The sequence below is a fragment of the Micromonospora sp. RHAY321 genome, assembly GCF_023896955.1.
Taxonomy (GTDB): Bacteria; Actinomycetota; Actinomycetes; order Mycobacteriales; family Micromonosporaceae; genus Micromonospora.
On record NZ_JAMHIW010000017.1, the window covers coordinates 77,766 to 103,259 of the forward strand.

20 protein-coding genes are annotated in these 25,494 nt (G+C 73.8%); 9 read left to right on the plus strand and 11 right to left on the minus strand.

Annotated elements, in window-relative coordinates; translation table 11 throughout:
- Positions 1–118: 118 nt before the first annotated feature.
- A complete protein-coding gene (locus M8C17_RS26595; protein ID WP_252419294.1) occupies positions 119–5,014 on the plus strand; it encodes an SCO7613 C-terminal domain-containing membrane protein in 4,896 nt (1,631 codons plus the stop codon).
- Between the two features lie 80 nt (positions 5,015–5,094).
- Here the strand turns inward: M8C17_RS26595 and purE are convergent, their stop codons facing one another.
- From purE to M8C17_RS26610, 3 genes are all read right to left on the minus strand, one after another.
- Positions 5,095–5,586 (minus strand): 5-(carboxyamino)imidazole ribonucleotide mutase, encoded by a 492-nt coding sequence (gene purE / locus M8C17_RS26600; protein WP_252419341.1) that lies wholly within the window; start codon positions 5,584–5,586, stop codon positions 5,095–5,097.
- 32 nt (positions 5,587–5,618) lie between these two features.
- Positions 5,619–6,794, minus strand: coding sequence for a 5-(carboxyamino)imidazole ribonucleotide synthase (locus tag M8C17_RS26605; protein WP_252419295.1), 1,176 nt, complete (start codon positions 6,792–6,794; stop codon positions 5,619–5,621).
- A 159-nt stretch (positions 6,795–6,953) separates the two neighbouring features.
- On the minus strand, positions 6,954–8,990 hold the full coding sequence (locus M8C17_RS26610) for a thioredoxin domain-containing protein (protein WP_252419296.1): 2,037 nt from the start codon (positions 8,988–8,990) through the stop codon (positions 6,954–6,956).
- A 157-nt stretch (positions 8,991–9,147) separates the two neighbouring features.
- Between M8C17_RS26610 and M8C17_RS26615 the strand changes: the two genes are divergently transcribed.
- Positions 9,148–10,179, plus strand: coding sequence for a phosphatidylinositol-specific phospholipase C domain-containing protein (locus M8C17_RS26615; protein WP_252419297.1), 1,032 nt, complete (start codon positions 9,148–9,150; stop codon positions 10,177–10,179).
- Between the two features lie 83 nt (positions 10,180–10,262).
- Here M8C17_RS26615 and M8C17_RS26620 read toward each other — a convergent pair whose 3' ends face one another.
- The 4 genes from M8C17_RS26620 to mca form a co-directional block, all read right to left on the minus strand.
- Positions 10,263–11,150, minus strand: a complete 888-nt coding sequence (locus tag M8C17_RS26620; RefSeq protein WP_252419298.1) for a hypothetical protein — start codon at positions 11,148–11,150, stop codon at positions 10,263–10,265.
- Positions 11,151–11,279: 129 nt separating this feature from the next.
- Complete coding sequence (locus M8C17_RS26625) at positions 11,280–13,811, minus strand: bifunctional diguanylate cyclase/phosphodiesterase (RefSeq protein WP_252419299.1); 2,532 nt, start codon at positions 13,809–13,811, stop codon at positions 11,280–11,282.
- Between the two features lie 179 nt (positions 13,812–13,990).
- Positions 13,991–14,284, minus strand: a complete 294-nt coding sequence (locus M8C17_RS26630) for a hypothetical protein (protein WP_252419300.1) — start codon at positions 14,282–14,284, stop codon at positions 13,991–13,993.
- A 48-nt stretch (positions 14,285–14,332) separates the two neighbouring features.
- Positions 14,333–15,214, minus strand: a complete 882-nt coding sequence (gene mca / locus M8C17_RS26635) for a mycothiol conjugate amidase Mca (protein ID WP_252419301.1) — start codon at positions 15,212–15,214, stop codon at positions 14,333–14,335.
- 200 nt (positions 15,215–15,414) lie between these two features.
- On the opposite strand from mca, the gene M8C17_RS26640 reads away from it, so the two are divergent.
- Positions 15,415–15,855 (plus strand): DUF4307 domain-containing protein, encoded by a 441-nt coding sequence (locus tag M8C17_RS26640; RefSeq protein WP_252419342.1) that lies wholly within the window; start codon positions 15,415–15,417, stop codon positions 15,853–15,855.
- A 168-nt stretch (positions 15,856–16,023) separates the two neighbouring features.
- Positions 16,024–16,521 carry a transcription elongation factor GreA gene (gene greA, locus M8C17_RS26645; protein ID WP_252419302.1) on the plus strand — a complete coding sequence of 166 codons (498 nt, stop codon included), beginning with the start codon at positions 16,024–16,026 and terminating at the stop codon, positions 16,519–16,521.
- Positions 16,522–16,582: 61 nt separating this feature from the next.
- On the opposite strand, the gene ilvA is transcribed toward greA, so the two are convergent.
- The 4 genes from ilvA to M8C17_RS26665 are packed head-to-tail and all read right to left on the minus strand — an operon-like array spanning position 16,583 to position 21,354.
- Complete coding sequence (ilvA, locus tag M8C17_RS26650) at positions 16,583–17,803, minus strand: threonine ammonia-lyase (RefSeq protein ID WP_252419303.1); 1,221 nt, start codon at positions 17,801–17,803, stop codon at positions 16,583–16,585.
- Positions 17,800–18,744, minus strand: coding sequence for a DUF4328 domain-containing protein (locus tag M8C17_RS26655; protein ID WP_252419304.1), 945 nt, complete (start codon positions 18,742–18,744; stop codon positions 17,800–17,802). The genes ilvA and M8C17_RS26655 overlap by 4 nt, the downstream gene beginning before the upstream one ends.
- Positions 18,745–18,789: 45 nt before the next feature.
- A complete protein-coding gene (locus M8C17_RS26660) occupies positions 18,790–20,199 on the minus strand; it encodes an amidase (RefSeq protein WP_252419305.1) in 1,410 nt (469 codons plus the stop codon).
- A gap of 12 nt (positions 20,200–20,211) precedes the next feature.
- A complete protein-coding gene (locus tag M8C17_RS26665) occupies positions 20,212–21,354 on the minus strand; it encodes a cystathionine gamma-synthase (RefSeq protein ID WP_252419306.1) in 1,143 nt (380 codons plus the stop codon).
- Positions 21,355–21,421: 67 nt separating this feature from the next.
- On the opposite strand from M8C17_RS26665, the gene M8C17_RS26670 reads away from it, so the two are divergent.
- The 5 genes from M8C17_RS26670 to M8C17_RS26690 all read left to right on the plus strand — a co-directional run bounded on the left by M8C17_RS26670 (position 21,422) and on the right by M8C17_RS26690 (position 25,479).
- Complete coding sequence (locus M8C17_RS26670; RefSeq protein WP_252419307.1) at positions 21,422–21,850, plus strand: HIT family protein; 429 nt, start codon at positions 21,422–21,424, stop codon at positions 21,848–21,850.
- Positions 21,851–21,923: 73 nt separating this feature from the next.
- Positions 21,924–22,586, plus strand: a complete 663-nt coding sequence (gene msrA, locus M8C17_RS26675) for a peptide-methionine (S)-S-oxide reductase MsrA (protein ID WP_252419308.1) — start codon at positions 21,924–21,926, stop codon at positions 22,584–22,586.
- Between the two features lie 394 nt (positions 22,587–22,980).
- Positions 22,981–23,910, plus strand: a complete 930-nt coding sequence (locus M8C17_RS26680; protein WP_252419309.1) for a ribonuclease Z — start codon at positions 22,981–22,983, stop codon at positions 23,908–23,910.
- Positions 23,907–24,422, plus strand: coding sequence for a GNAT family N-acetyltransferase (locus tag M8C17_RS26685; RefSeq protein ID WP_252419310.1), 516 nt, complete (start codon positions 23,907–23,909; stop codon positions 24,420–24,422). Before M8C17_RS26680 ends, M8C17_RS26685 begins: the two co-directional genes overlap by 4 nt.
- Before the next feature lie 100 nt (positions 24,423–24,522).
- Complete coding sequence (locus tag M8C17_RS26690; protein ID WP_252419311.1) at positions 24,523–25,479, plus strand: S1C family serine protease; 957 nt, start codon at positions 24,523–24,525, stop codon at positions 25,477–25,479.
- Positions 25,480–25,494 lie beyond the last annotated feature (15 nt).

Sequence of the window (25,494 nt, forward strand, 5' to 3'; positions counted from 1 at the left end):
TCCTCCGTGGCCGGCCGGTGTCGTTGTTTGCCCCGGACCCGCCGACAAGTGTCGTAATCCGCGCCAGCTTTGGGCATGCTGCGACAGTGGATGTCCACAGTGCGGGTGGAGGGGTGTCGTGGCGACCTTTCAGTGCTCCTCGTGCGGCCGGGAGATCAAGCCGGCCGTCCGCTGCCCGCACTGCGGAGCGGATCAGCCTCAGTGGGTCGAGCACCTGGCCGACATCGAGCGCTCGATCGCGGAGATGAAGGCGCGCGACGCCGCCATCGCCCGCGAACAGCGGCAGATCGCCGCCAAGATGCAGGCCGCGCTCTTCCAGCGCGACATCCTCGCGCACGCCGGTGAGGAACGACTCAAGCAGGCCACCCGGCCACGCAGGGTCCTGCGCCGTCGTCCCGGCCGCCGGCCACCGACCGCCACCACCGGCGCACCGCCCCGGGTGCCCCGCCAGAACACCCCGCCCGCCCCGGAGGACCCTCCGCCGCCCCCGCCCCGGCCGTCCTGGCTGGACGCCGACGACCCGGAGCACCCACCGGAGGCGTCCTCCCGCGAGGTGCAGAACATCCCCCTCGGGCTCGGCGCGCTGCTGCTCGGCGTGGCCGCGGTGGTCTTCGCCGCGGTGGCGACCAGCTCGATGGACGCGCTGGCCCGGCTCGGCATCCTGGTCCTCGCCACCGTCCTGATGCTGCTCGCCCCACCGGCGCTGGCCCGACGCGGGCTGACCTCGACCGCCGAGACGATCTCCGCGGTCGGCCTGCTGCTGGTGCCGCTGGCCGGAAACGCCCTCTGGGCCGTCGACCGGATCGGCAACGGCGGCGCCTCCGGCGCGGTCTTCGCCGGGGTGATCTTCGCGGTCACCGCCGCCGTCGCGTTCGGGTACGCCCGCTGGACGGGTCTGCGCACACCCCGGTTCGCCACCGTCCTGGCCGCGCAGCCGGTCCTGCCGCTGCTGGCGTACGAGCGGATCACCGGGCCGGCCGGTTGGGCCGTGGTGCTGACCCTGGTCGCCCTCGTCGACCTGTGGCTGACCCGCACCGGAGTGGCCCTGGAGCGGCCCGTCCGGCAGGACCTGCCGGAGCCGGGCACGCCCCCGGCACCCCGCCAACGCAGCGCCGAGAGCCGACCCGAGGCCGACCCGGAGGAGGCCGCCGAGGTGGTCGACGCCAGCACCGGGACCGCCGACACCAGGCCGGTCCGCCCGGTGCCCGGGCTGCGCGAGCTGATCTGGGCGCTGCACGCGGTGGCCGTCGCCGTCGCCCTGGCGTACGCGGTCACCGCCCTGCTCCGAGCCCAGACCGTGCCGGCGGCGACCGGCGCCGGAGCCGTGCTGCTGCTGGCCGCCGCGGTCGGGCTGGCCGGCGCCCTGGTGCTGCGCCGTCCCCCACTGCCCGACGTCGCGGCCGGCATCTTCACCCTGGCCGTGATCGGCGCACTCGGCCGGATCGCCTCGGTCGCCCTGCCCGGCCGGTCGTTGCTGCTGATCGCGGCGGTCATCACGGTGACCGGGCTGGCGGTACGCGCGGTCCCCGAGGCCGCCCGGCGCGGCCCGCAGGTCGCCTCGGCGGTGGCGCTCACCGTCAGCGGGCTGGTGGTCGCCGGGGGCGCTTTGCGTGCCGGGGTGGCCCCGGTCCGGGCGGCACTGCCCGCCTGGGGCGCCGACCTCGACCGGTACCAGGCCGAGCTGGCCGCCGCGGTCGGCCCCACCACCTGGCAGCTCGCCGCCGCCGCGTTCCTGCTCACCATCGCCGCGGTGCTGGCCCTGCCGCCGGAGATCCGCCGCGAGTTCGCGGTCGCCGGGGCGGCGCTGACCGCGCTGGCCGTTCCGGCCTCGTTCGGTCTCGGCTGGGCGGTGGCACCCTGGCCGATGGTGCTCACCGCTGTCGGTATCGGCGTGACCGGCCTCTCCGCGCGGACCAGCCGGGCCGCGCTGGCGCATGGCGTCGGGGCCGCCGTGGTGGGCCTGTTCGGTGCGGGTGCCAGCCTGGTCGGCCCGACGCTCACCGCCGCCGTCCTGCTCACCCTCTTCGCGGCCGGCGCGCTGGTCGCGCTGGCACCCCGGGTCCGGATCGCCTCCGCCGCCTCCGACACGGTCACCGCGTGGGCCGCCGGGGGTGCCGCCTTCGCGCTGCCCGGGGCGGTCGCCGCGTTCGTGGCCGCCACCGTGCCGACCGACCCGACCCCCACCCCGACCAGCCTCCGCGAGGTGACCGTCCCGGTGCTGGCGGCGAGCTTCCTCGCCGTCTGCGTGACCCTCGGCTACGCCGCCGTGGTGCAGGTCTCCCAGCGGCGCATCCCGGCACCGTTGTCGGTCGGCACCGGTCTGGGCGCGCTGGTGGTCACCGCCGCCGCCTTCGGCGCACCCGGGGCGACCGTCGCGGACGCCTGGGTCGGCGCACTCCTGCTGGTCGCCGCGGTACTGCTCTTCCTGGCTCCGTCGATCGACGCCGGGCGCCGCTCCGACCTCACCCTCGACGGCTCCGACCTCGCCGCCGCAGCGGTGACCACGGCCCTGATCGCCACGCTGGTCCGGATCGCCGCGGTGCTCACCCCGGGCGGGCAGTTGGCGGTGGCGGCCGGCCTGGTGCTGGTCGTCGCCGTGGGCGCCCGCGCCATGCCCGAGGAGTGGCGGCGCGGGCCGATCCTCGGCATCACCGTCGGCGGCCTCCTGATCGGCGTGCTCGCCGGTTGGACGGCGCTGCGCGGCGGGTTGGGCGTGCTGGCCACCCCCGGCCCGATCTGGGACGGCGACCTGACCGGCTGGCCGGCCGCGCCCACCGGAGGCGCCACCTGGCAGGCCCCGATCGCGCTGGCGCTGCTGGCCGTCGCCGCCGGCATCCTGCTCCCGCCGCCCTGGCGGTGGGACGTGTCCGGCGCCGCCGTGGTGCTCGCCACGATCGGTGCCCCGGCCGCGTTCGACCTGCCCTGGTGGTCGCCGGTCCTGATCGGCGGGATGGTCGCCACCGTCTTCGGGATGGCCGCGGTCGCCACCGAGGAGGCCCGGGCCGGGCTGTCGCGGGCCACCGTGGCCGGGGTGGTGGCGCTGCACGCGGCCGGCGCCGGCCTGGTCCGACCCTGGACCACCGCGTTGGCGCTGGGCAGCATCGCGCTGATCGGCGTGGTGGTGGCCACGCTGGCCCGCGTACTGGCGGGGCCACAGGTGACCGACATCGAGACCGAGGGGATGCCACCACACCTGGCACAGATCGGCGGCGCGGCGGCCGGTGCCGCGCTGCTCGCCCTCCCCGGCTCGGTGGCGGCACTGGCCGCCGAGTTCCAGCACTCGGCCCAGGTGGTGCTGACCGCCGCTCTGGCCGCGTCCAGCCTCGGCCTGGCCGCCGTGGCCGCGGTCCGCCGGCAGGTGCCGCAGTACCTGCCCTGGGTCAGCGTGGCCGTGGTCGGCGGGGCCACCATCAGCGCGCTCGCCGCCATCCCCACCAACCTCGCCGCCGGGGTCTACGCGGCCGCCGCCGCGCTGCTCGGCGTACTCGCCGAGCTGATCCGGGCCGCCACCGTGCCGCCGACCGGCTCGGCCCAACCGGTACGCCGCTGGGCGGTGCTGCTCAGCGGCGCCATGCGTCGTCTGCCGGACGACCCGGACCGGCGGCGGTGGCGGGTCAGCCCGTCCGCCGGCGCACTGGCCGCGGCGGCCCTGCCGACCGCCCTGGCGCTCGCCTCGATCGCACCCGCCCTGGTCACCGCCCTGGTCGAGCCGCACCGCACGTTGACCCGCATCTGGCAGGGACCGCCACCGGAGCTGCTCACCCCACCCCCGGACGTGGTCGACCCGACCCACGTGCTGACCGCGCTGCTGCTCACCGCGACCGCGGCGCTGGCCGCCACCGGCTTCAGCGGCGGCCGACGGTCCCGGGCCGTTCCGGTGGTGCTGCCCGGCGCCGCCGTCACGCTGCTGATCGCGCCCATCGCGCTGGGCAGGGGCTGGCCGGCGAGCACCGTCGCCGCGCTCTCCGTCTTCACCATCGCGATGCTCGGCCTCGCGCTGACCCCGCCGCCGCCGCTGGTCGAGCCGGCCCGCTCGCTACGGCTGGCCCGGGTGCTGGTGTTCGTCATCGGGTTGGCGGCCGGCAGCGCCGGGCTGGCCGGCAGCCTGGCCACGCAGGACATGACCCTGTTCACCCTCGGCAGCGCGGTCGGCGTGGGTGCCGTGGCCGCGCTCTACGGCACCACCCAGCGGGCGCGCATCCTCGGCTGGCTCTTCGCATCGCTGATGGCGCAGCTCTTCGTGCTCACCGCCGGTCTGGTCGCCGGCCTGGCCGCCGTCTGGTCCGCATTCGGGGTGCTCGCGGTCGGGGCGGCACTGCAGGTGTTCGCCGCGACCCTGCCCCGCCTGCGACGGCCCGAAGCGCAACGTGAGGCCTCGACCGTGGAGTGGAGCGGGTACGCGGCGGCACTGATCGCCCTCGCCCTCGCCTTCGACTCGCCCCGGCACATCGCCGCCCTGCTGGCCGCCTGGGGCGCGGTCCTCGGCGTGGCGGCGACCCGACCCGGTCGGCGGCCGGTGGAGCGCCGGATCCTCTTCTGGGCGGTGGTGGTCTGCGAGATCACCGCCTGGTGGATCCTCATGCGGGTCGCCGACGTGGCGCTGCCCGAGGCGTACACCCTGCCGTTCGCCGCACTGGCCCTGCTCGTCGGGGTCCTCGAGCTGCGCCATCGGCCGGACATGAGCAGCTGGGTGGCGTACGGGCCGGCGCTGGTCGCCGCGTTCGTGCCGACCCTGGCCATCGTGCTGGCCACCGAATCCAGCACGCTGCGGCAGATGCTGCTGCTGCTCGGCGCGGTGGCGGTGCTGATCTTCGGCTCGTCCAGCCGACAGCAGGCACCGGTGATCGTCGGCGCGTCGGTCACCGCCATCGCCGCGATCCACGCGCTGTTCAGCCTCGGCCCGTGGCTGGCGCTGATCCCGGTCGGCATCCTGCTGCTGATCCTCGGCGCCAGCAACGAACGCCGCCGCCGCGCCCAGGAACGTCTCCAGACCGCGCTACGCGGCATGAGATGAAACGGAGGGTCATGGGGCCTGCGTGAGTGGGCACGGTGAGCGTGCCGGGTTCGTACGTCGGTTGCGATGAGCGTGCCGGTTTAGCGCAGGGTGGCCTGGAGGGCGGCGTCCTTGGTGGTGATGAGCTGTTCCAGGTCCTGCTGGTACGTCGCCATCCGGGCGCGCAGGTGCTCGTCGGCGACCCCGAGGATGCGCACGGCCAGCAGGCCGGCGTTGCGGGCGTTGCCGATCGACACGGTCGCCACCGGGATCCCGGCCGGCATCTGCACGATGGACAGCAGCGAATCCATGCCGTCGAGGTGCTTCAGCGGCACCGGCACGCCGATCACCGGCAGCGGGGTCACCGAGGCGACCATGCCCGGCAGGGCGGCCGCACCGCCGGCACCCGCGATGATGACCTTGAGGCCCCGCTCGACGGCGTCGCGACCGTAGTCGATCATCGCGATCGGGGTGCGGTGCGCCGAGATCACGCGGACCTCGTACGGCACCCCGAAGTCGTCCAGCACCTCGGCGGCGGCCCGCATCGTCGGCCAGTCCGAGTCGCTGCCCATGATCAGCCCGACGGTGGTCACCGCGGTCCCCTCTTCGTTCGCGACCGCGGGGCTCACTCGTGCCCCTCGCGCAGCCAGCGGGCGGCACGCGCGGCACGCGCCCGTACGTCGTCCAGGTCGTCCCCGAGCACCGTGACGTGCCCGATCTTGCGGCCGGGTCGCACCTGCTTGCCGTAGAGGTGCACCTTCGCCCCCGGCTCGGCGGCGAACAGGTGGTGCAGCCGCTCGTCGATCGACATCCCGCCCGGCTCGCCGCCGAGGACGTTCGCCATGACCACGACCGGGGCAGCCAGCGCGGTGTCGCCCATCGGGTAGTCCAGGACCGCCCGGAGGTGCTGCTCGAACTGGGAGGTCCGGGACCCCTCGATGGTCCAGTGCCCGGAGTTGTGCGGACGCATCGCCAGCTCGTTGACCACGATCGCGGGGCGGCCGGCCGCGTCACGTACCTCGAAGAGTTCCACGGCGAGCAGGCCGATCACGCCGAGCGCGGTGGCCAGGTCGATGGCGAGCTGCTGGGCGGCGACCGCCAGCTCCTCGTCCAGGCCGGGCGCCGGGGCGAGCACCTCCACGTTGATGCCGTCCCGCTGCACCGTCTCGACCACCGGGTACGCGGCCACCTGACCGAACGGCGAGCGGGCCACCTGCACGGCCAGCTCCCGGAGCAGCGGCACCCGCTCCTCGACGATCAGCCGCGTGCCGCCGGCGAGCAGCGTCTGTGCCAGCTCGGCGGCCTGGGTGGCGTCGTCGACCAGCCAGACTCCCCGGCCGTCGTAGCCGCCCCGGGCCGCCTTGAGCACCACCGGCCAGCCGACCTGCTCCCCGAAGCCGACCAGGTCGGCAGGCTCGCCGACCGGCCGCCACGCCGGGTTGGGCGCGCCCAGCTCGGTCAGGCGTTCCCGCATGACCTGCTTGTCCTGGGCGTGCAGCAGTGCGTCCGCCGGCGGGTACAGGGTGACGCCTTCGGCCGCCAGCGTGCGGATGTGCTCGGTGGGCACGTGCTCGTGGTCGAAGGTGACCACGTCGCAGCCCTTGGCGAAGGTGCGCAGGGCGGCGAGGTCGGTGTGGTCGCCGTACTGGACGTCGGCGGCGACCAGCGCCGCGCCGTCGTCGGGGGCGGCTGCGAGCACACGCAGTGACTGGCCGAGGGCGATCGCGGCCTGGTGGGTCATCCGGGCCAACTGGCCGCCGCCCACCATTCCGACAACGGGCAGACCGGTACGGGAATCCATAGCGCGGCCAGCCTATCCGGGCCGCCGACACGGCCACCGGGAGGGCCTGGGCTCTGCCGTCGCCCCGTCCGGACGATGCCGGCGCGCCGCCCCGACGCGGGTGCGGGCACCCTCCCGGGCACTACACCGGGCAACCGTCCCGGTCGACCGGCGGGGCGCTCAGCCGAGCTCGGCGACCAGTTCCTCGACCGAGGTGACCGGGCGCTGGCAGACGAAGCCCCGGCAGACGTACGCGGCGGACCGGCCGTCGACCAGCGGCCGGTCGGCGAGCAGCGGCACACCGGGCTGGTCCGGGCGCCCGGCCACGACCACCGCCCCGGGCGGGGCGTGCCGACGGGCAGCCGCCACCAGCGGGTCGCCGGTCGGGTCGTCGGTCGCCACGGCGATCTCGTACGGCCCGGAGAGCAACGCCTCGCCGACCGTGGCCGCGTACCCGGTGAACCGGGCGTGCCGCCCGACGATCGGCGCGACGGTGCCGAGCGCCGTCTCGGCGGCCTCCCGGTAGCGCGTCTCCCCGGTCAGCGCCGCGTACGCCACCAGCCCGGCGACCAGCGCGGACCGGCCGGACGGGGTGGCGTTGTCGGTCGGGTCGGCCGGGCGGGTGACCAGCCGCTCCGCGTCGTCGGCCGTGTCGTAGAAGGCGCCGCCCGGCGCCGCGAAGTGCTCCAGCGCGGTGTCCAGCAGCCCGCCGGCCAGGGTGAGCCAGCGGCCCTCGCCGGTGAGCTGGTGCAGGGCGCAGAACGCCTCGGCCACGCTGCCGTAGTCCTCCAGCACGCCCGCCGGCGCACCGACCACACCGCCCCGGGAGACCCGGCGCAGCCGGCCGTCCACCAGGTGCACCGAGGCCAGGTGCTCGGCGGTGTCGCGCATCGCGCCGTCGGCGACGATGACGACGCCCTCCATCAGGTTGGCGTCCTCGTCCTGCGGCGACGCGTACAGCGCGGCGACCTGCTGGAACTCGGCGATGGCGGTGATCGCCAGCCCGTTCCAGGCCGCCACCACCTTGTCGTCACGGGCCGGCTGGGGACGAGAGTCCCGGGCGGCGAGCAGCCGTCCCACCACCTGTTGCCAGCGGACCCGGATCTCGGGTGCCACGTCGTCGACGTCCCGGGCGAGCCGCAGCACGCTCATGCCGTGCTCGAAGGTGCCCTCCTCGGTCACGGCGAACAGGTCGGCGGCCCAGCGGCCGTCCTCCTCGCCCAGCACCTCGACGAGCTGGGCCGGCGTCCAGGCGTAGGTGAGCCCCTCGACGCCCTCCGTGTCGGCGTCCAGCGCGGACGCGAACCCGTCCCCCGGCCGGTGCAGCTCGTCGGCGAGGAACCTGGCGGTGTCCCGGGCCACCCGACGGGCCAGCGGGTCGCCGGTCAGCCGCCAGAGCTGGGTGTAGACCCGGAGCAGCAGGGCGTTGTCGTAGAGCATCTTCTCGAAGTGCGGCACCGTCCAGTGCGCGTCCACCGAGTACCGCGCGAAACCGCCGGCGAGCTGGTCGTAGATGCCGCCACGGGCCATCGCCTCGGCCGTGTGCCGGACGATCTCCAGGCTGCGCGGGTCACCGGTGCGCTGGTGGTGGCGCAGCAGGAAGAGCAGGTTCATGTGCGGCGGGAACTTCGGCGCGCCGCCGAACCCGCCGTTCGTCGCGTCGTACTCGCTGGCCAGAGTGGCGGCCGCGGTGTCGAGCAGCGGGGCGTCCAGCGGCGCGCTGGGGCCGCCCACGGCCTGGGCGCCGCCGATCGCCTCGACCACCGCGCTGCCCTGGCGCAGCACCTCCTCGCGCTGGTCCCGCCAGGCGGTGGCGACCGACTGGAGCAACCGGACGAAGTTGGCCCGCGGGAAGTAGGTGCCGCAGAAGAACGGGGTGCCGTCCGGGGTGGCGAAGACGGTCATCGGCCAGCCGCCCTGACCGGTCATCGCCTGCGTGGCGGTCATGTAGACCGCGTCGACGTCCGGGCGCTCCTCGCGGTCCACCTTGATCGACACGAAGTCGTCGTTCAGCAGGGCGCCGACGTGCTCGTTCTCGAACGACTCGTGCGCCATCACGTGGCACCAGTGGCACGCCGCGTAACCGACCGAGATGAGCACCGGCACGTCCCGCCGCTTCGCCTCGGCGAACGCCTCGTCACACCAGGGCCACCAGTCGACGGGGTTGTCGGCGTGCTGGAGCAGGTACGGACTGGTGGCGGTGGCGAGTCGGTTCACCCGACGACCATAGCCAGCCCCGGCGCGAACCGCGCGGGCTCCGCCCGGACGGTCAACTGCCCGGTACCGCCAGGCTCCCCGCAGTTCACGTCCGTCCATTTAGATCTGTGCATGTCCGGGGTGGCCGACGCCACCCCCGTCGACCAGGAGGCACCACATGCGCAGAACGCCCGCCCTGCTCGCCCTCACCGCCACCGCGCTGGCCGCGGTCCTGTTCGGCCCCACAACGGCCCGGGCCGCCGTGGACCCCAACCTGAAGATGTCCGCGAGCACCGGCGTCGGCACGCACAACGCGTACGAGAAGGGCACCTACACCTACCTGGCGCAGGCGCTGGACGCCCGACCCGGACTGATCGAGCTGGACGTCTGGCCGGACGTGCTCACCCGGCAGTGGCGGGTCAGCCACAGCAACCCGTTGGGCAACGACAACAACTGCGTGGCCGCCACCAGTGCCGCCCAGCTCTACACCGGCACCCGCAACCGGAACCTGGAGCACTGCCTGGACAACATCCGGCTCTGGTCGGCGGCGCACCCGGACGCCGGGCCGCTGATCCTGAAGTTGGAGCTGAAGACCGGGTTCAGCAGCCGGACCGGACAGGGGCCGGTGGAGCTGGACGCCCTGCTCGCCGCCCGGCTCGGTGATCGCGTGTTCACCCCGGCCCAGTTGCGCGGCGGTCACGCCAGCCTGGACGCGGCCGCCCGCGCCGACGCGTGGCCGAGCCGGGCCCAGCTGGCCGGCAAGGTGATCGTCGAGCTGATCCCCGGCACGGTGGAGGAGGGCAACCCGACCGACGTGCTCTGGACCGACGTGGAGTACGCCCGCCACCTCGCCGGGCTGGCGGCGGCCGGCACCCTGGACCGGGCCCGGGCGTTCCCCGCGGTGCACCGGGCGCAGGCCGGCGACCCGCGCTCGCGCTACGCCGATGCCGCGCTGCGGCCGTGGTTCGTGCTCTTCGACGGCGATGCCACCGCCTATCTGACGGGCGGCATCGACACCGCCTGGTACGCCGCGAACCGTTATCTCCTGGTGATGACCGACGCGCAGAACGTCCCGCCGGCGGTGCCGTCCACGGACCCGGACGCCGCCCAGGCCCGCGTCGCCGAACTGGCCGCCCACCACGCCACCATCGCCTCCGCCGACTGGGCGGCCCTGCCCACGGTCGTTCCCACCGTGCTACCGCGCGGCTGACCAACCCCCTACCCGGTGGGCCGCGCCGCCGGTCACCGACGGGAGCATCCGGCCCGGGCCTCGCGGCCCGGGCCGGACCCGGCTCAGCCCTTGCTCAGCCCGACCGTGGCGGAGTCGGCGTCGCTGACGAAGACGTCGTACGTCGTGTCGTAGGAGCTGGCGTTGGCGGACACCTCCACGTCACCCCGACGGAACGGGGTGGCGCTGAACGAGGGTGTCGCCGACGTCCAGGCGATCGGCTCACCGGGAGTGCACGCCACCTCTGCCCGGACCAGGCCCTCCGCACGCTGCCCGTGCCGCGCCTGCGTGACCTGACCCTCCACGTAGACCGTGGCCGGCGCGGTGCAGGTCACCGTGCCGTGCACCGTCACCTCGTCGGTCCGGGTGTCGATCGTGCCCGTGGTGGCCACCTCCACGCCGACGGCGAGCACCGGCGGCGCCGGCGGGTTGGCGACGTGCACCTCACCGCGGGCGGAGCCCGTGCTGTAGTTGCAGCGCTGCTCGAACGTAGCGTCGAACCGCTCCAGGTAACCGTACGGGCCCCAGGAGATGTCGGTGACCGTGAAGGAGCCGGTCTGCCCGTACGGGCAGATCCTGTCGTTGCCGCTCAGGGCGATGCCGGGGAGCGGGCTCTCGTAGAGGTACTCGGTCGCGCCGGTGTAGGTGCCCACGGTCAGCGGCTGACCGACCGGCGCGCTCAGGTCGATGGTCCACGGGCCGGCGGGCGGGTCGAAGACCTGGACGGTGAGGTGGTTGGCCGTGCCCCAGACGTTGAAGCCGTCCCCGTCCGCCGTGGCGAACGAGTAGCTCCGGCCCTCGGTGACCGGGTCGTCCGTGTCACCGGTGACCACCAGCGAGGCGGACTGTGGTGCCTTCGCCTGCGCCGGGGTGGCGACGGCCAGCGCGCCGATCGCCACGGTGGTCAGCGTGAGGGCTGTGGCGAGGAGGGAACGTTTCCGGGAGAGTCGCATGCTGCCCCTTCGACAGGTGAACATGGCCCGCTGGGGAGATCGACACATCTGCCCAGCTCAATCGACTCTAGGGGGTCGGCGGACGATTGACCGCCCCGTCCGAAACCGATCAGCGGGTCGCCCCGGTCGTCAGGAGGCGCCGTCGGCGCGGAGCCGGAAGACGTTCGATTCGGCCGAGTCACGCAGCGACCCGAGCACGGCACCGATCTTGTCGGCCGGCATCGGCTTGAAGAAGTGGTAGCCCTGCGCGGAGGTGCAGCCCAGTTCCGCGAGGGCGATCCGCTGCTCGGCGGTCTCCACCCCCTCGGCCACCACGCGCAGCCCCAGCTCGTGGGCGAGGCCAACGGTGGTCCGTACGATCGCCGCCGCCTCCGGCGAGTCCGCCATCCGGATCACGAACGAGCGGTCCACCTTCAACTCGTCCACGGCGATCCGGGTGAGGAACGTCAGCGAGGAGAAGCCGGTGCCGAAGTCGTCCACCGCGAGCTGCACGCCCATCGACCGGAGCGTCGCCAGCACCTCGTCGATGACCTCCAGCTCGCTCATCACCACCGTCTCGGTGATCTCCAGGACCAGCCGGTGCGGTGGCACCTGGTGCCGGCGCAGCGCGTCGCCGATCTCCGCCGGCAGCCGCGGGTCGAGCAGGCTGCGCGCCGACAGGTTGACCGAGATCGGGACGTCCAGCCCCTCCCGGGCCCAGCCGGCGGCCACGCCGAGGGCCTTGTCCAGCACGTAACGCGTGAACGTGCCGAGCTGCTCGCTGTTCTCCACGGGGCGGATGAAGTCGGCGGGGCTCAGCCAGCCACGGCGGGGGTGCCGCCAGCGGATCAGCGCCTCCACCCCGGTTGCCGCGCCGGTGGCCAGGTCGACCGCCGGCTGCAACGCCAGGACCAGCTGGTCGTCGACCTCCAGCGCCTCGCGCAGCTCGGCCAGCAGGGCGAGCTGATCGGTGCTGGCCGCGTCCCGGGCGCCGTCGTACGCGGCGACGCTGCCGCCGCCCTCCTTGGCCTGGTACATCGCGATGTCGGCCCGGCGCAGCAGCTCGGTCAGGTCGGCGGTGCCGGCGTCGGCCACCACCACCCCGACGGAGACCTCGATGGACATGCGGACGCCCGCCACCTCGGTCGGCGCGGCGAGCCGCTCGGCGATCTCGCGGGCCTGGCGCAGCGCGTGGGCCATCGGGGCGGCCCGGTCACCGAGCACCGGCACGGAGGTGAGCAGCAGCGCGAACTCGTCGCCACCGAGCCGGCCGAGCAGGTCACCGGGGCGGGCCAACGCGCTGAGCCGGTTCGCCGTCAACCGCAGCAGCTGGTCGCCGGCGGCGTGCCCGAGGGTGTCGTTGACTTCCTTGAACTGGTTGATGTCCAGCAGCAGCAGCGCCACCGGGTGATCGTGCGCGAGCTGCCGCAGCGACTGATCGCCCTTGCCGAGCATGGCGGCCCGGTTGGCCAGCCCGGTGAGCGGATCGTGCACCGCCTCGTACGACGAGCGGGCGGTGACGAGACGCAGCTCGCGGTGGGTCGCGGCGTCGTGCAGCGCGGCCGCGAGCGCGTCGCCGAACGCGGCCACGGCGTCGCGTTCCCTGGTGGCGGGCGGAGCGGAGCGGGGGAACCGGACCCGCAGCTGACCGACCGGCGCGGCGCCCACCGACAGTGGACGGATCAGCTCGTGCTCATCGGACTCCGACGGCAGCGGCGGGTCGATTTCGCGGTCGACGAGCTGGCCACCGGCGTCACCCCGGTAGCGCTGCCACCGACCGTCGGCCCGGGCCACATCGACGTCCACCAGCTCGGCGTTGAACAGCGTCAGCGCGCCGGTCACCGCCGCGCTGGCCACGCCCCGCTCGTCGAGCTGGTTGAGGGCCGCGGTGGCCTCGGCGAACGCCCGCCACGTCCGGCGTTCCTGGTCGGCCCGCAACCGGTAGCGGTAGGTCTGCTGGAGCAGCCACAGCAGCGGCGGGAGCAGCAGCAACCATCGCGGGTCGAGCTCCAGCAGCGTGACCACCACCAGCCCGACCGCCAGGTTGCCCACGAACATCAGCAGCTTGCCGCGCAGGGCGGCGAGCAGGGGCGGCCCGATCGGTACGCCGTGCCGCAGGCCCAGCGTCACCCCACCCAGCCAGGCGGTCACCAGTAGGTAGGTCACCGAACCGGCGATCACGGCCATCGCCAGGATCGGCGTGGGCGCGGCGAGCAGCGGCTGCCCGAGTGCGCTGGTCACGGACACGGCCAGTGCCGACGCGGAGGCCAGCGACGCGGCGATCCGGACGATCTCCAGCACCGGGCGGCGGTCGTTGTACAGGGAGAGAACCGTCCAGGCCAGCCCGGCGCCGAGCAGGGTGGCCGCCGGCAGCCAGCCGGCGGGCGCCAGGTAGAGGCAGATGATCAGAGCCGCCTCACCCCAGGTGATGCTGACCATGCCGGCGCCGGAGCGGAACCGCAGTCGGGCGAACTGGGCGACGGCGAGGACGGCGACGGCGATGCCGAAGCGGGTTGGACCGCCGAGCGGGTCGTCGGCGGGCAGCCCATCCGGCAGGGTCAACCCGACCCCGGCGGCGATCAGAGCGGTCAGCGTCACTGCGGCGGTGAGCACGAGCAGCCGGGAAGGCGTGCCGCGCACCCCGAGCCGGTCGAACGAGTCGCCGGCGGGGCCGGAGGTCATGGACCTCCTCCGTCAGCCGACCGACCGACGGCGCGGCGGGCGGCCGGTGCTGTGACGATCATCGGCGCCCCCTTCCGCGCACGGCTCGGGGACTTTTGGTCCCCCCGGCGGAAGGCTAAGCCAAACCGGGTGGTCGCAACAGGGGTCGACCACCCGGTTCGGCGTGAATCATGCGCGGACTACCCGTTCCGGTGCTGCTGGTGCCCGTTGGGAGCGGGCGTGGATGAATCGCGCCCTCCGGTCCCGTCTGTCGGATCGGCGACTGCCACGTCGGCCCTGGTCGGGTCGGTCGGGGAGGCCTGCTGCGGGAACCGGTCGGGCAGCCGGCGCAGCCGGGCGTTCATGTTGCGGATCAGCAGGATGGTCGCGGTAGCCAGCAGCAGGATGAGGAAGAGGCCCATCGGCCCGGCCAGGCCACCCGTGCGGGTGTCCCCGAAGTTGTTCTCCGCGAGCACCTCGGCAGCGGTCAGCATGGTGTTCCTCCGATGTGCGGTTGGTTACCAGCGTAGCGCTGGGCGGAATCAGCGCGCGTGCGCCGTCTCCCGCACGCCCGCGAAGAGGTCGGACTCGGGCAACGGGCTGTCCACCATCGAACGGGCCAGCTCGAAGTCCTCGGTCGGCCAGGCACGCTGCTGGAGCTCCATCGGAACGTGGAACCAGAAACCGTCCGGGTCGACCTGGGTGGCGTGGGCGCGCAGCGCGTCGTCGCGGACCGAGAAGTAGTCGGCGCACTCCACCCGGGTGGTGATCCGGGGGCCCTTGTCCGGCCGGTCCTCCCAGCGCTTGAGCCACTCCTCGTAGGGCGACTCCAGGCCAGCGGCGAGCATGCCCTCGTGCAGGGCCGTGATCTTGGCCTTGGAGAAACCGATGTCGTAGTAGAGCTTCAGCGGCTGCCACGGGGCACCCAGCTCCGGGTAGCGCTCCGGGTCGCCGGCGGCCTCGAAGGCGGCCACGCTCACCTTGTGGCACATGATGTGGTCGGGGTGCGGGTAACCGCCCTCCTCGTCGTACGTGGTCACGACGTGCGGACGGAACTCACGCATCAGCCGCACCAGCGGCCCGGCCGCCACCTCGACGTCCTGGAGGGCGAAGCAGCCGTCGGGCAGCGGGGGCAGCGGGTCGCCCTCGGGCAGCCCGGAGTCGACGAAGCCGAGCCAGGCCTGCTCGACGCCGAGGATCGCCCGGGCGGCGTCCATCTCGGCGCGTCGGATCTCGCCGATGTTGGCCCACACGTCGGGGCGGTCGAGCTTGGGGTTGAGCACACTGCCGCGCTCCCCGCCGGTGCACGTCACGACCAGGACGTCCACCCCCTGGGCGACGTATTTGGCCATGGTCGCGGCACCCTTGCTCGACTCGTCGTCGGGGTGCGCGTGCACGGCCATGAGACGCAGTTGCTCTGCCAACGTCGGCGCTCCTCGTCTGTGCCGGACGGGTGGACCCCGACCGGGCTCGACCGGCTGACCTGCCGGGACCCTCCTCACCCCGTCGCCGGTCGGCGCCACGGGGGCCCGACCTGCCATTCCTGCCGGCGAGCCGGGCTGGGAGGATGGACTCTGTCATTCTTGCCGATGCCGCCGACAACAACGCCAGGAGATACCCGCCGGTGACCGAGACGCACGCCACAATTTCCCCGGGCGCTCCGGTTTTCCCGGCCGGCCGCTACGGTCGCCGCCGAGCGCCCGGCGGCGGCCGACGCCGCACGCTGCTGGCCGGGCTGGTACTGCTGGCCCTGGTGGCGGCGCTGAGCCTGATCTCGGTCCGGCTCTACCAGCAGTACGGCGATCCGGCGTACGACGCCCAGGTGATCACCTACACCGACATCACGGACAGTCAGGTGCTGGTCGACTTCCGGGTGACCGTGCCGCCGGGCGGATCGGCGGTCTGCGTGCTGCGTGCCCGGGACCGCGCCGGCGCCGAGGTGGCCCGCGAGGAGGTCACGGTGACCGCCGGGCCGGGCGACCGGCACGTCACCACCCGGCACCGCCTGGCCACCACCGCACGCCCGTTCATCGGCGAGGTGCTGCGCTGCCGGCCCCCGGCCTGACCAGCTGAGAGAGCGTTCCGGCAGGCCGCCGGAGGGGTCCCGGGCGGGCCCTTGCCGACGGTGTCGAAAGCGCACACCAGCGGTGATCGCCGACACGCTGTGTCGTACCGCACTGGTAGTTTGGTAGTTCACCTGTCAGCCAGCCACGCACAACTGAGGAGACCGCCTGTGTCCACTGGCAACGAGGCGCCCGCCACCTGGCTGTCCCAGGACGCGTACGACCGCCTCCAGGCCGAGCTCGACGAGCACATCGCCAACCGCCCGGCGATCGCTGCGGAGATCAACGCGCGGCGCGAGGAGGGCGACCTGCGGGAGAACGGCGGCTACCACGCCGCCCGCGAGGAGCAGGGCAAGGCCGAGGGCCGCATCCGCTACCTGCAGGAGCTGCTGCGCACCGCCAAGGTCGGCGAGGCGCCGACGACGGACGCGGTGTCGCCCGGCATGGTGGTGACGATCTACTTCGACGACGACACCGAGGACACCGAGACCTTCCTGCTCGGCTCCCGGGAGATCGCGTCCACGACCGAGCTGACCGTCTACAGCCCCGAGTCGGCGCTGGGCAAGGCGATCCTGGGCGGTCGGCCCGGGCAGACCTGCACCTACACGGCGCCGAGCGGCGCCGACATCAAGGTGACCGTGGTCAGCTTCGAGCCGTTCTCCGGCTGACCCTCCCCCAGGGCACGGTCCGCCGAGGCGTACCGCCGTCGGGGTGTGGCACCCAGTGGTGTCACGCCTCGGCGGCGAAGACCACCTGGTAACCGCTGGCCCGCAACGCGCTGATCAGCGTGTCGGAGTGCTCCACTCCCCGGGTCTCCACCGACAGCGCCACCTCCACCTCGCCGAGGCTCAGGTGCGGGTTGGCCCGCTGGTGCTCCACGTCCACCACGTTGGCCCGGTGCTCGGCGATCTGGCTGAGCAGCGAGGCGAGCTGGCCCGGCCGGTCCGAGCAGCGCACCGTCACCCGCAGGTAGCGACCCGCGGCGGCCAGACCGTGCTCGATCACCCGCAGCAGGAGCAGCGGGTCGATGTTGCCGCCGGACAGCACCGCGACGACCGGGGCCTCCACCTCCACCACACCGGCCAGCAGCGCGGCCACGCCGACCGCGCCGGCCGGCTCGACCACCTGCTTGCCCCGCTCCAGCAGCATCAGCAGGGCCCGGGAGATGTCCTCCTCGGAGACCGTGACGATCTCGTCGACCAGCTTGCGGACGTGGTTGAAGGTGATCTCGCCGGGCCGGCCCACCGCGATGCCGTCCGCGATGGTGGAGAAGGCGGGCAGCCGGACCGGTTCCCCGGCCACCAGTGAGGGCGGGAAGGCCGCCGCGCCGGACGCCTGCACACCGATGATGCGGATGTCCGGTCGGAGCGCCTTGGCGGCCACCGCCATGCCCGAGATCAGGCCGCCGCCACCCACGCCGGTGATGATGGTCCGCACGTCCGGGCACTGTTCGAGGATCTCCAGCGCCACGGTGCCCTGGCCGGCGATCACGTCCGGGTGGTCGAACGGGTGGATCAGCACCGCCCCGGTGCGCTCGGCGTACGTGTGCGCGGCCACCAGCGCCTCGTCGACGGTGTTGCCGGCCAGCTCGACCTGCGCGCCGTACCCCTTGGTGGCGGCCACCTTCGGCAGCGGCGCGTTGACCGGCATGAAGACCGTGGCGTGCGTGCCGACCAGCCCGGCGGCCAGCGCCACGCCCTGCGCGTGGTTGCCCGCGCTCGCCGCGACCACGCCGCGCTCCCGCTCGGCCGCCGACAGCCGGGAGATCCGCACGTACGCGCCGCGCACCTTGTACGAGCCGGCCCGCTGCACGTTCTCGCACTTCAGCCACGTCGGCCCGCCGAGTGCCGCACTCAGCGGCCGGGAGGGCTCCAGCGGGGTGGTCCGGATGACTCCGGCGAGCAGCTCCCGCGCGGCCCGCACGTCGTCGAGACCGACCAGTTCCGTCATGCCCCGATCGTGCCACCCGGCCCGGTCGCCCCCTGCGGCGACACCGGGGTCGTCGCGGGCACCGCGCTCGGCGCGGGTCCGGCCGGCACCGGCGCGCCCGGGGCGGGGAACGTCGGCACGTCCCGCGCCGCCGGCCAGCCCTGCCCAGCCGGCCAGACAGGAGCGGGGGTCGGCCAGGCCGGTGCCGCGCGGGCGATACGTGCCGTCTGTTCCGTGGAGATCCGCTGGATCAGCACGATCAGCGCCACCGCGGAGATCACGCAGGCCACCGCGGGCACCGAGTAGCGCAGCAGGGAGTCGCGGTAGTAGTCGATGTGCGCCTGGTAAGCGGCGTCGGTGAAGGGCGTCTCCGGCAGCTTGTCGTACGCCTGGCTGTCGAGGCGGCTGACGATCCGCTCACCGATGCTGAACACCAGCCAGGCGGTCCACCAGACGAAGACCAGACCCGGGGTACGTCGCCGCCAGAGACTGTCGCGCGCCACGTTGCCCACCACGCGGGCCGGGACGACGAAGCTCGCGAACGGCACCAGCCAGCCGGCGATCGCCCAGCCGGCCCCCAGCGACGGCAGGGCACCCGGGAACGCGTCGGTGTTCTTCCGCGCCCGCCAGGTCCAGATGATCACCAGTACGGCGGCGATCAGGTACGCCACCACCATGGGCAGCGCCACCACGACGGTGACGATCAGCGCGCCGAGCAGCAGATCCGGGTCACGGTCGGCCAGCGCCTGCTGGCCCATCACCATCCCCAGCAGCGGGGCGAGCGCCATCACCAGGAAGAGCACAGCGGTCGCGCCGACCGCGATGCTGGCGGCCAGGCCGATGCCGCGTACGGAGTAGGTCGGCAGCCCCGGCGTGACGGCGGGCTGGCCCAGCGGCGTGTGGCAGCGCGGGCAGTCGTTGTGCTCGGGGGACGTGGGGTCCCCGCAGGTCTGGCAGCGCATTGGTGTCCCCCGGTCCGCGCGACGATGCGGGCACACCGTAGACGATCATGCAGCGGCCGGCGACCCCGTTCCGACCCGGGGATAGCCGGGGGCGTGCCGCGACCACGGGGCGGCCATCTCGAACTGACCGGCCACGCCGAGCAGCAGCAGCTCCGAGCCGGGCGGACCGACGAGCTGCACGGCGACCGGAAGCCCGTCGGGGCGGCGGCCCACCGGCACCACGATCGCCGGCAGACCGGCGATGTTCCACGGCGCCGCGTACGGGGCGTACCGGATGTTGGCCGTCATGTTCGCCCGCCAGGACCGGTCGGACCAGCGTGCGGCCTCCGGCGGCGCGCTGGCCAGCGCGGGCGTCAGCAGCAGGTCGACGGAGTGGTCGGTGAAGAACCCGATCGACCGCTCCCGCCAGGCGGCCCGGTCGGCCTCCCGGACGTAGCCGCGGCGCTGCGCCCACTCGCCCAGTGCGACGTGCCGCCGGCTACGCCTTTGCAGGTCGCGCCGGTTCAGCCCGGCGGCCCGGACGTCCATGGCGGCGGCGGCGAACCAGGTGGCGATGCCCTGCAGGCCGAGCGCGGTGGGGTAGACCGGATCGGCCGGCACGGTGTCGTGCCCGGCGGCGGCGAGCAGCCGCCCGGCGGCGGCGACGGCGTCCCGGTTGGGCGCGTCCGGGGAGACACCGCGCACCGGGGAGCGCAGCGAGACGCCCACCCGTAGCCGCTGCGGCGGGACCAGCTTCTCCGGCCGCCGACCGGCGAGCACCGAGAAGCCGACGGCGGCGTCGGCCACCGTGCTGGTCAACATGCCGTGCTCGGTCAGGCCGAACCAGTCGTCCGCCCCGAGCTGGCAGGGGACCACGCCCCGGCCGGGCTTGAGCCCGACCAGGCCGCAGCAGGCCGCCGGGATCCGGATCGAGCCGAGGCCGTCGTTGCCGTGGGCGATCGGCACCAGCCCGGCGGCCACCGCGGCGGCCGCGCCGCCGGAGGAGCCGCCGGGGGTACGCGTGCTGTCCCACGGGTTGCGGGTCACCCCGCTGTCGTCGTCGGTGAGCCCCCACAGACCCAGCTCGGGCATGCGGGTGACCCCGAGGATCACCGCGCCGGCGCCGCGCAGCCGTCGGACCACCTCGTGATCGGCCTCGGCGATGCCGGTGCGTACGGCCGCCGACCCGTTCCAGGTGGGCAGGCCGGCGACCGGCGTGTTCTCCTTCACCGCCACCGGCACCCCGGCCAGCGGGAGGTTCGCCAGGTCCTCCTGCTCGTCGACCTTCTCCGCCTCGGTGATCGCCTCGCCGCCGCGTACGGCGCGGAACGCGGCCAGCTCGCCGTCGGTCCGGGCGATGTATTCGAGGTGGTCGGCGACGACCTGAGTGGCCGAGACATCGCCCCGGCGTACGCCCCGGGCGATCTGCTTGGCGGTCGCCCCGACCCAGGTCGCCATGATGTCCTGCACGGCCATCCTCCCCAGCGGTCAGCCCAGTGCCTGCTCCAGATCGGCGAGCAGGTCGTCGACCGTCTCGATGCCGACAGACAGTCGCACGAGATCGCCGGGAACTTCAAGCGGCGAGCCGGCAGCACTTGCGTGTGTCATGCGGCCCGGGTGCTCGATCAGGGACTCCACCCCGCCCAGCGACTCGGCGAGAACGAAGAGCTTCGTCCGGTTGCAGATCTCCACCGCGTGGTCCTCGCCGCCGGCCGCACGGAAGGAGATCATGCCGCCGAAGCGGCGCATCTGCTTGGCGGCCACCTCGTGACCAGGGTGGGAGGGCAGCCCGGGGTAGATCACCTGGGCCACCTTGGCGTGCCCGTCGAGGTACGCGGCGAGCCGCTCGGCGTTGTCGCAGTGCCGGTCCATCCGTACCCCGAGGGTCTTGATGCCCCGCAGCGTGAGCCAGGCGTCGAACGGGCCGTTGATCGCGCCCATCGCGTTCTGGTGGTAGCGCAACTCCTCGCCGAGCGAGGCGTCGGCGACGACCAGCGCGCCGCCCACCACGTCGGAGTGGCCGCCGATGTACTTGGTGGTGGAGTGCACGACCACGTCCGCACCGTGCGCGATCGGTTGCTGCAGGTACGGCGAGGCGAAGGTGTTGTCGACCACCAGCAGTGCGCCGGCCTCGTGCGCGACGCCGGCCAGGGCGGCGATGTCGGCGATGCCGAGCAGCGGGTTCGTCGGCGTCTCCACCCAGACGATCTTCGTACGGCCGGGCTGCACGGCTGCCCGGATCGCGGCCGGGTCGGAGACCTTGGCCGGGGTGAACTCCAGGCCCCAGCGCTGGGCGACCCGGGCGAAGAGCCGGTACGTGCCGCCGTACGCGTCGTCGGGGATGACCACGTGGTCGCCAGGCTGGCAGACGGCCCTCAGCAGGGTGTCCTCGGCGGCCAGACCGCTGGCGAAGGCGAGCCCGACCGGCCCGCCCTCCAGCGCGGCCAGGCACTCCTGGAGCGCGTCGCGCGTCGGGTTGCCGGAGCGGCTGTACTCGTAGCCGAGCCGGGGCGCCCCGACGGCGTCCTGGGCGTACGTGCTGGTCTGGTAGATCGGTGGGATCACCGCGCCGGTGCGGGCCTCAGGATCCTGACCGGCGTGGATGGCGAGCGTCTCGAAGCCGTGGTTCATTCTGGTCAGGCTAGTGCCCCGCTCGACGATCCGCGGCGGTGCCGGGCAGCAGGCATAGCCTGGGCCGATGAGCGGGTGCGTCTTCTGTGCGATCGTGGCCGGCGAGGTGCCGGCTTTCCGGGTGGCCGACGAGCCGGACGGGGTGGCCTTCCTGGACACCCGACCGGTCTTCCCGGGGCACCTGCTGGTGGTGCCCCGGGCTCACGTGGTGACCCTGGCCGAGTTGCCGGCCGACCTGCTGCCGGGCTACTTCGCGCTGGTCCAGCGGCTGGCCGTCGCCGTGGAGGCCGGTCTGGGTGCCGGCGGGACGTTCGTGGCGATGAACAACAAGGTGTCCCAGTCGGTGCCGCACCTGCACACCCATGTGGTGCCCCGCACCAAGGGCGACGGGCTGCGCGGGTTCTTCTGGCCGCGTAGCCGCTACGCCAGCGACCAGGACGCCCGGGACCTCGCGGTACGGGTCGCCGACGCGCTGGCGCCCCCGCCGACCGCCTGACTCCTGGTGAGGCGGGTAAGGAACCAGTGCCCGCCGGCGTTGCATGCGGCAGAGGTACGAGAGGAGTTCCACCGTGTTCCTTCGCCAGTCCAAGGCTGAGCTGCCCACCCCCGACCAGGCCCTGCCGGGCCGCCTGATCGCGATGCCGGTCGCCGACCGCCACGAGGTGCTGGGCACCCCGCTGAAGGGCCCCTACCCGGAGGGCCTCCAGGTCGCCGTCTTCGGTATGGGCTGCTTCTGGGGCGCCGAGCGGCTGTTCTGGACGCTGCCCGGGGTGTTCACCACCTCTGCCGGCTACGCGGGTGGCATCACCCGGAACCCGACGTACGAGGAGACGTGTTCCGGCCGTACGGGGCACGCCGAGGTCGTCCAGGTGGTCTACGACCCGAGCAAGATCACTTACGAGGACCTGTTGAAGGTCTTCTGGGAGAACCACGACCCGACCCAGGGCATGCGCCAGGGCAACGACGTGGGCACTCAGTACCGGTCGGCGATCTACACCACCACCGACGAGCAGCGGGCCACGGCGGAGTCGTCCCGGGACGCGTTCCAGCCGATCGTGTCGCGGGCCGGCAAGGGTGAGATCACCACGGAGATCGCCCCGCTCGGCGGCTACTACTTCGCCGAGGACTACCACCAGCAGTACCTGGCCCCGACGAAGAACCCGAACGGCTACTGCAACCACGGCCCGAACGGGCTGAGCTGCCCGGTCGGTGTGGCCCGTACCGCCGGCTGACGACATCCCACCCGCACCACCTCGATGCCCGGCCGCCGGAAGGCGGCCGGGCATTCCCGTCCGGCCGTGTGATCGAAATCCGTTGCCGAGCCCCGCGGGGACTGGATAGCGTGGCGGTACACGTGAAAGGAGGTGGTCCAGACTTGTATAGCAATCGGACTCGTGAGGTGGCTGTCCGCTAGCCGCTGTCCTCGACAGTGAACGGTCCACCGCCAGGTGGGCACAAGCAACAACGTCGAGACCGTGTGGCAGCGGTGCGGCGAATCCAAGGCAGCCACCCGACCCCCGGGGCGCCGGCCCAGTCCAGCCGGCCCGCGCGCAAGCGTGGAGAACCCCGGGGGTCGCTTTATCCACCGGCAGGGCCGGCCGGTCTGCTCAGCCGGAGGGAAGCACCGTGTCGATGCGCGAGCTGGTGGTGCTCGGGACGGCCAGCCAGGCCCCGACCCGGCAGCGCAACCACAACGGGTACGTGCTGCGCTGGGACGACGAGGTGATCCTCTTCGACCCCGGTGAGGGCACCCAGCGCCAGTTCCTGCACACCACGGTCACCGCCAGCGACCTGACCCGGATCTGCGTCACCCACTTCCACGGCGACCACTGCCTCGGCCTGCCCGGCACCATCCAGCGGCTCTCCCTGGACCGGGTGCCGCACCCGGTCGCCGTGCACTTCCCGGCCGGCGGCGCCGAATACTTCGCCCGCCTGCGGCACGCCACCTCCTTCCACGAGACCGCCGAGTTGCGGGTCGAACCGATCGAGGCCGACGGGCAGCGGATCAGCCTGGGCTGCGGCACGCTGGAGGCCCGCCGGCTGCGGCACCCCATCGAGACGTACGGCTACCGCCTGGTCGAGCCGGACGGCTGGCGGATGCTCCCGGAGATGCTGGCCGCGTACGGCATCGCCGGGCCGGCCGTCGGCGAGCTGATCCGGGCCGGGCACCTGGACCTCGACGGGCGCCGCGTCACCCGGGACGAGGTCAGCGTGCCCCGGCCGGGGCAGCGGTTCGCCTTCGTGATGGACACCGGCCTCTGCGACGGCGTGTACGCCCTCGCCGAGCACGCCGACCTCCTGGTCATCGAGTCGACCTTCCTTGAGTCGGAGGCCGCGCTCGCCGCCGAGGTCGGCCACCTGACCGCGGGGCAGGCCGCCCGGGTGGCGACCGAGTCCGGGGTACGCCGGCTGGTGCTCACCCACTTCTCCCAGCGGTACGGCGACCCGCGCCGCTTCCACGACGAGGCGCGCGCCCACTTCGACGGCGACCTGATCATCGCCGAGGACCTGACCACCGTGCAGGTCCCGCCCCGCCGGGTAGCCTCGGCCGGGTGACCGTCACGCTCCGCCCCGCAACCGGTGACGACCTGATGGGCGTGGGTGCCCTGCACCAGCGGTCCCGGGTCGCCGCGTACTCGTCGTTCCTTCCGGCGGAGGCGCTGGCGGACCCGACACCGGAGGCGATGGGTCGGTACTGGACCGAGCGGTGGCGCTGGGAGCGGGACACCCACCGGCTGACCGTGGCCGAGCGCGCGGGGACGCTGGTCGGGTTCAGCTATCTCGGCCCGGACGACGAGGACGACCCGGCGACCGGGCTGCTCAACGCGATCCACCTGGACCCGGCCGAGCAGGGCCGGGGCGTCGGCCGCACGCTCATGGTCGACGCGCTGGACGCCATGCGTGCCCGGGGCTGGCAGCGTGCGGCGCTCTGGGTGCTCCGGGACAACGCCCACGGCCGCGCCTTCTACGAGCGCGGCGGCTGGACCCCCACCGGGGCGGAACGGGACGAGTACCTCGGCCCCACCACCGTCCCCCAACTCCGCTACACCCGTCCCCTGACCGGGTGAGCGTCGAGCCGTACCGGGGTCCTCGCCACCACGACGTCGGCTGATGTTCGCTGTCGGCGGATCGGGGCATGCCGGGGCGACGGGCGGCGTTGCCGGCTGCATGGACACCGATCACACCAGGTCCGACCCGGCCGAGGAAGCCGCGCTGGACGCGTACTCCCGGGTGGTCACGACCGTGGCGGCCCGGGTGCTGCCCAGCGTGGCCGCCCTGTCGGTGCGGACCCCGCGCGGGGCCGGCGCCGGCTCCGCCGTCACCGTGGGCACCGACGGCCTACTGCTGACCAGCGCACACGTGGTCCAGGGCGCCGCCGGCGGCTCGGCGGCGTTCGCCGACGGCACCGAGACTCCGTTCCGGGTCGTCGGCACCGACCCGCTCTCCGACCTCGCCGTGCTGCGGGTCGACGAGACCACCGTGCCACCGGTGGAGCTGGGCGACGCCGACGCGCTACGGATCGGGCAGCTGGTCGTGGCCGTCGGCAACCCGATGGGGCTGGCCGGTTCCGTCACCGCCGGCGTGGTCTCCGGGCTCGGCCGCTCCCTGCCCGCCCGGGACGGGCGGGTCACCCGACTCATCGAGGACGTCATCCAGACCGACGCCGCCCTCAACCCGGGCAACTCCGGCGGCGCGCTGGCCGACTCCGCCGGACGGGTGATCGGCGTGAACACCGCCGTCGCCGGCTACGGGCTGGGCCTGGCGGTGCCGATCAACGCCACCACCCGGCAGATCATCGCCGAGCTGACCGACGCCGGCCGGGTCCGCCGCGCCTGGCTGGGAGTGGCCGGCGTACCCGTGCCACTGCCGCCGGAGGTGACGGCACGTACCGGCCAGCGACGTGGGCTGCGCGTGGTGGAGGTGGTGCCGGGCAGCCCGGCCGGCATGGCCGGGATCTACCTGGGCGACATCATCCTCAACGCCGGCGGACGACCGGTGGTCGACGGCCAGGGATTGCAGCGGTTGATGCTCGGCCCCGCCATCGGCTCCCGCCTGCCGGTCACGGTTCTCCGCAAGGGCGCCTTCGTCGACGTCGTGGCGGTCCCCACCGAACTCACCCGCTGACCCCACGCCCGCCAT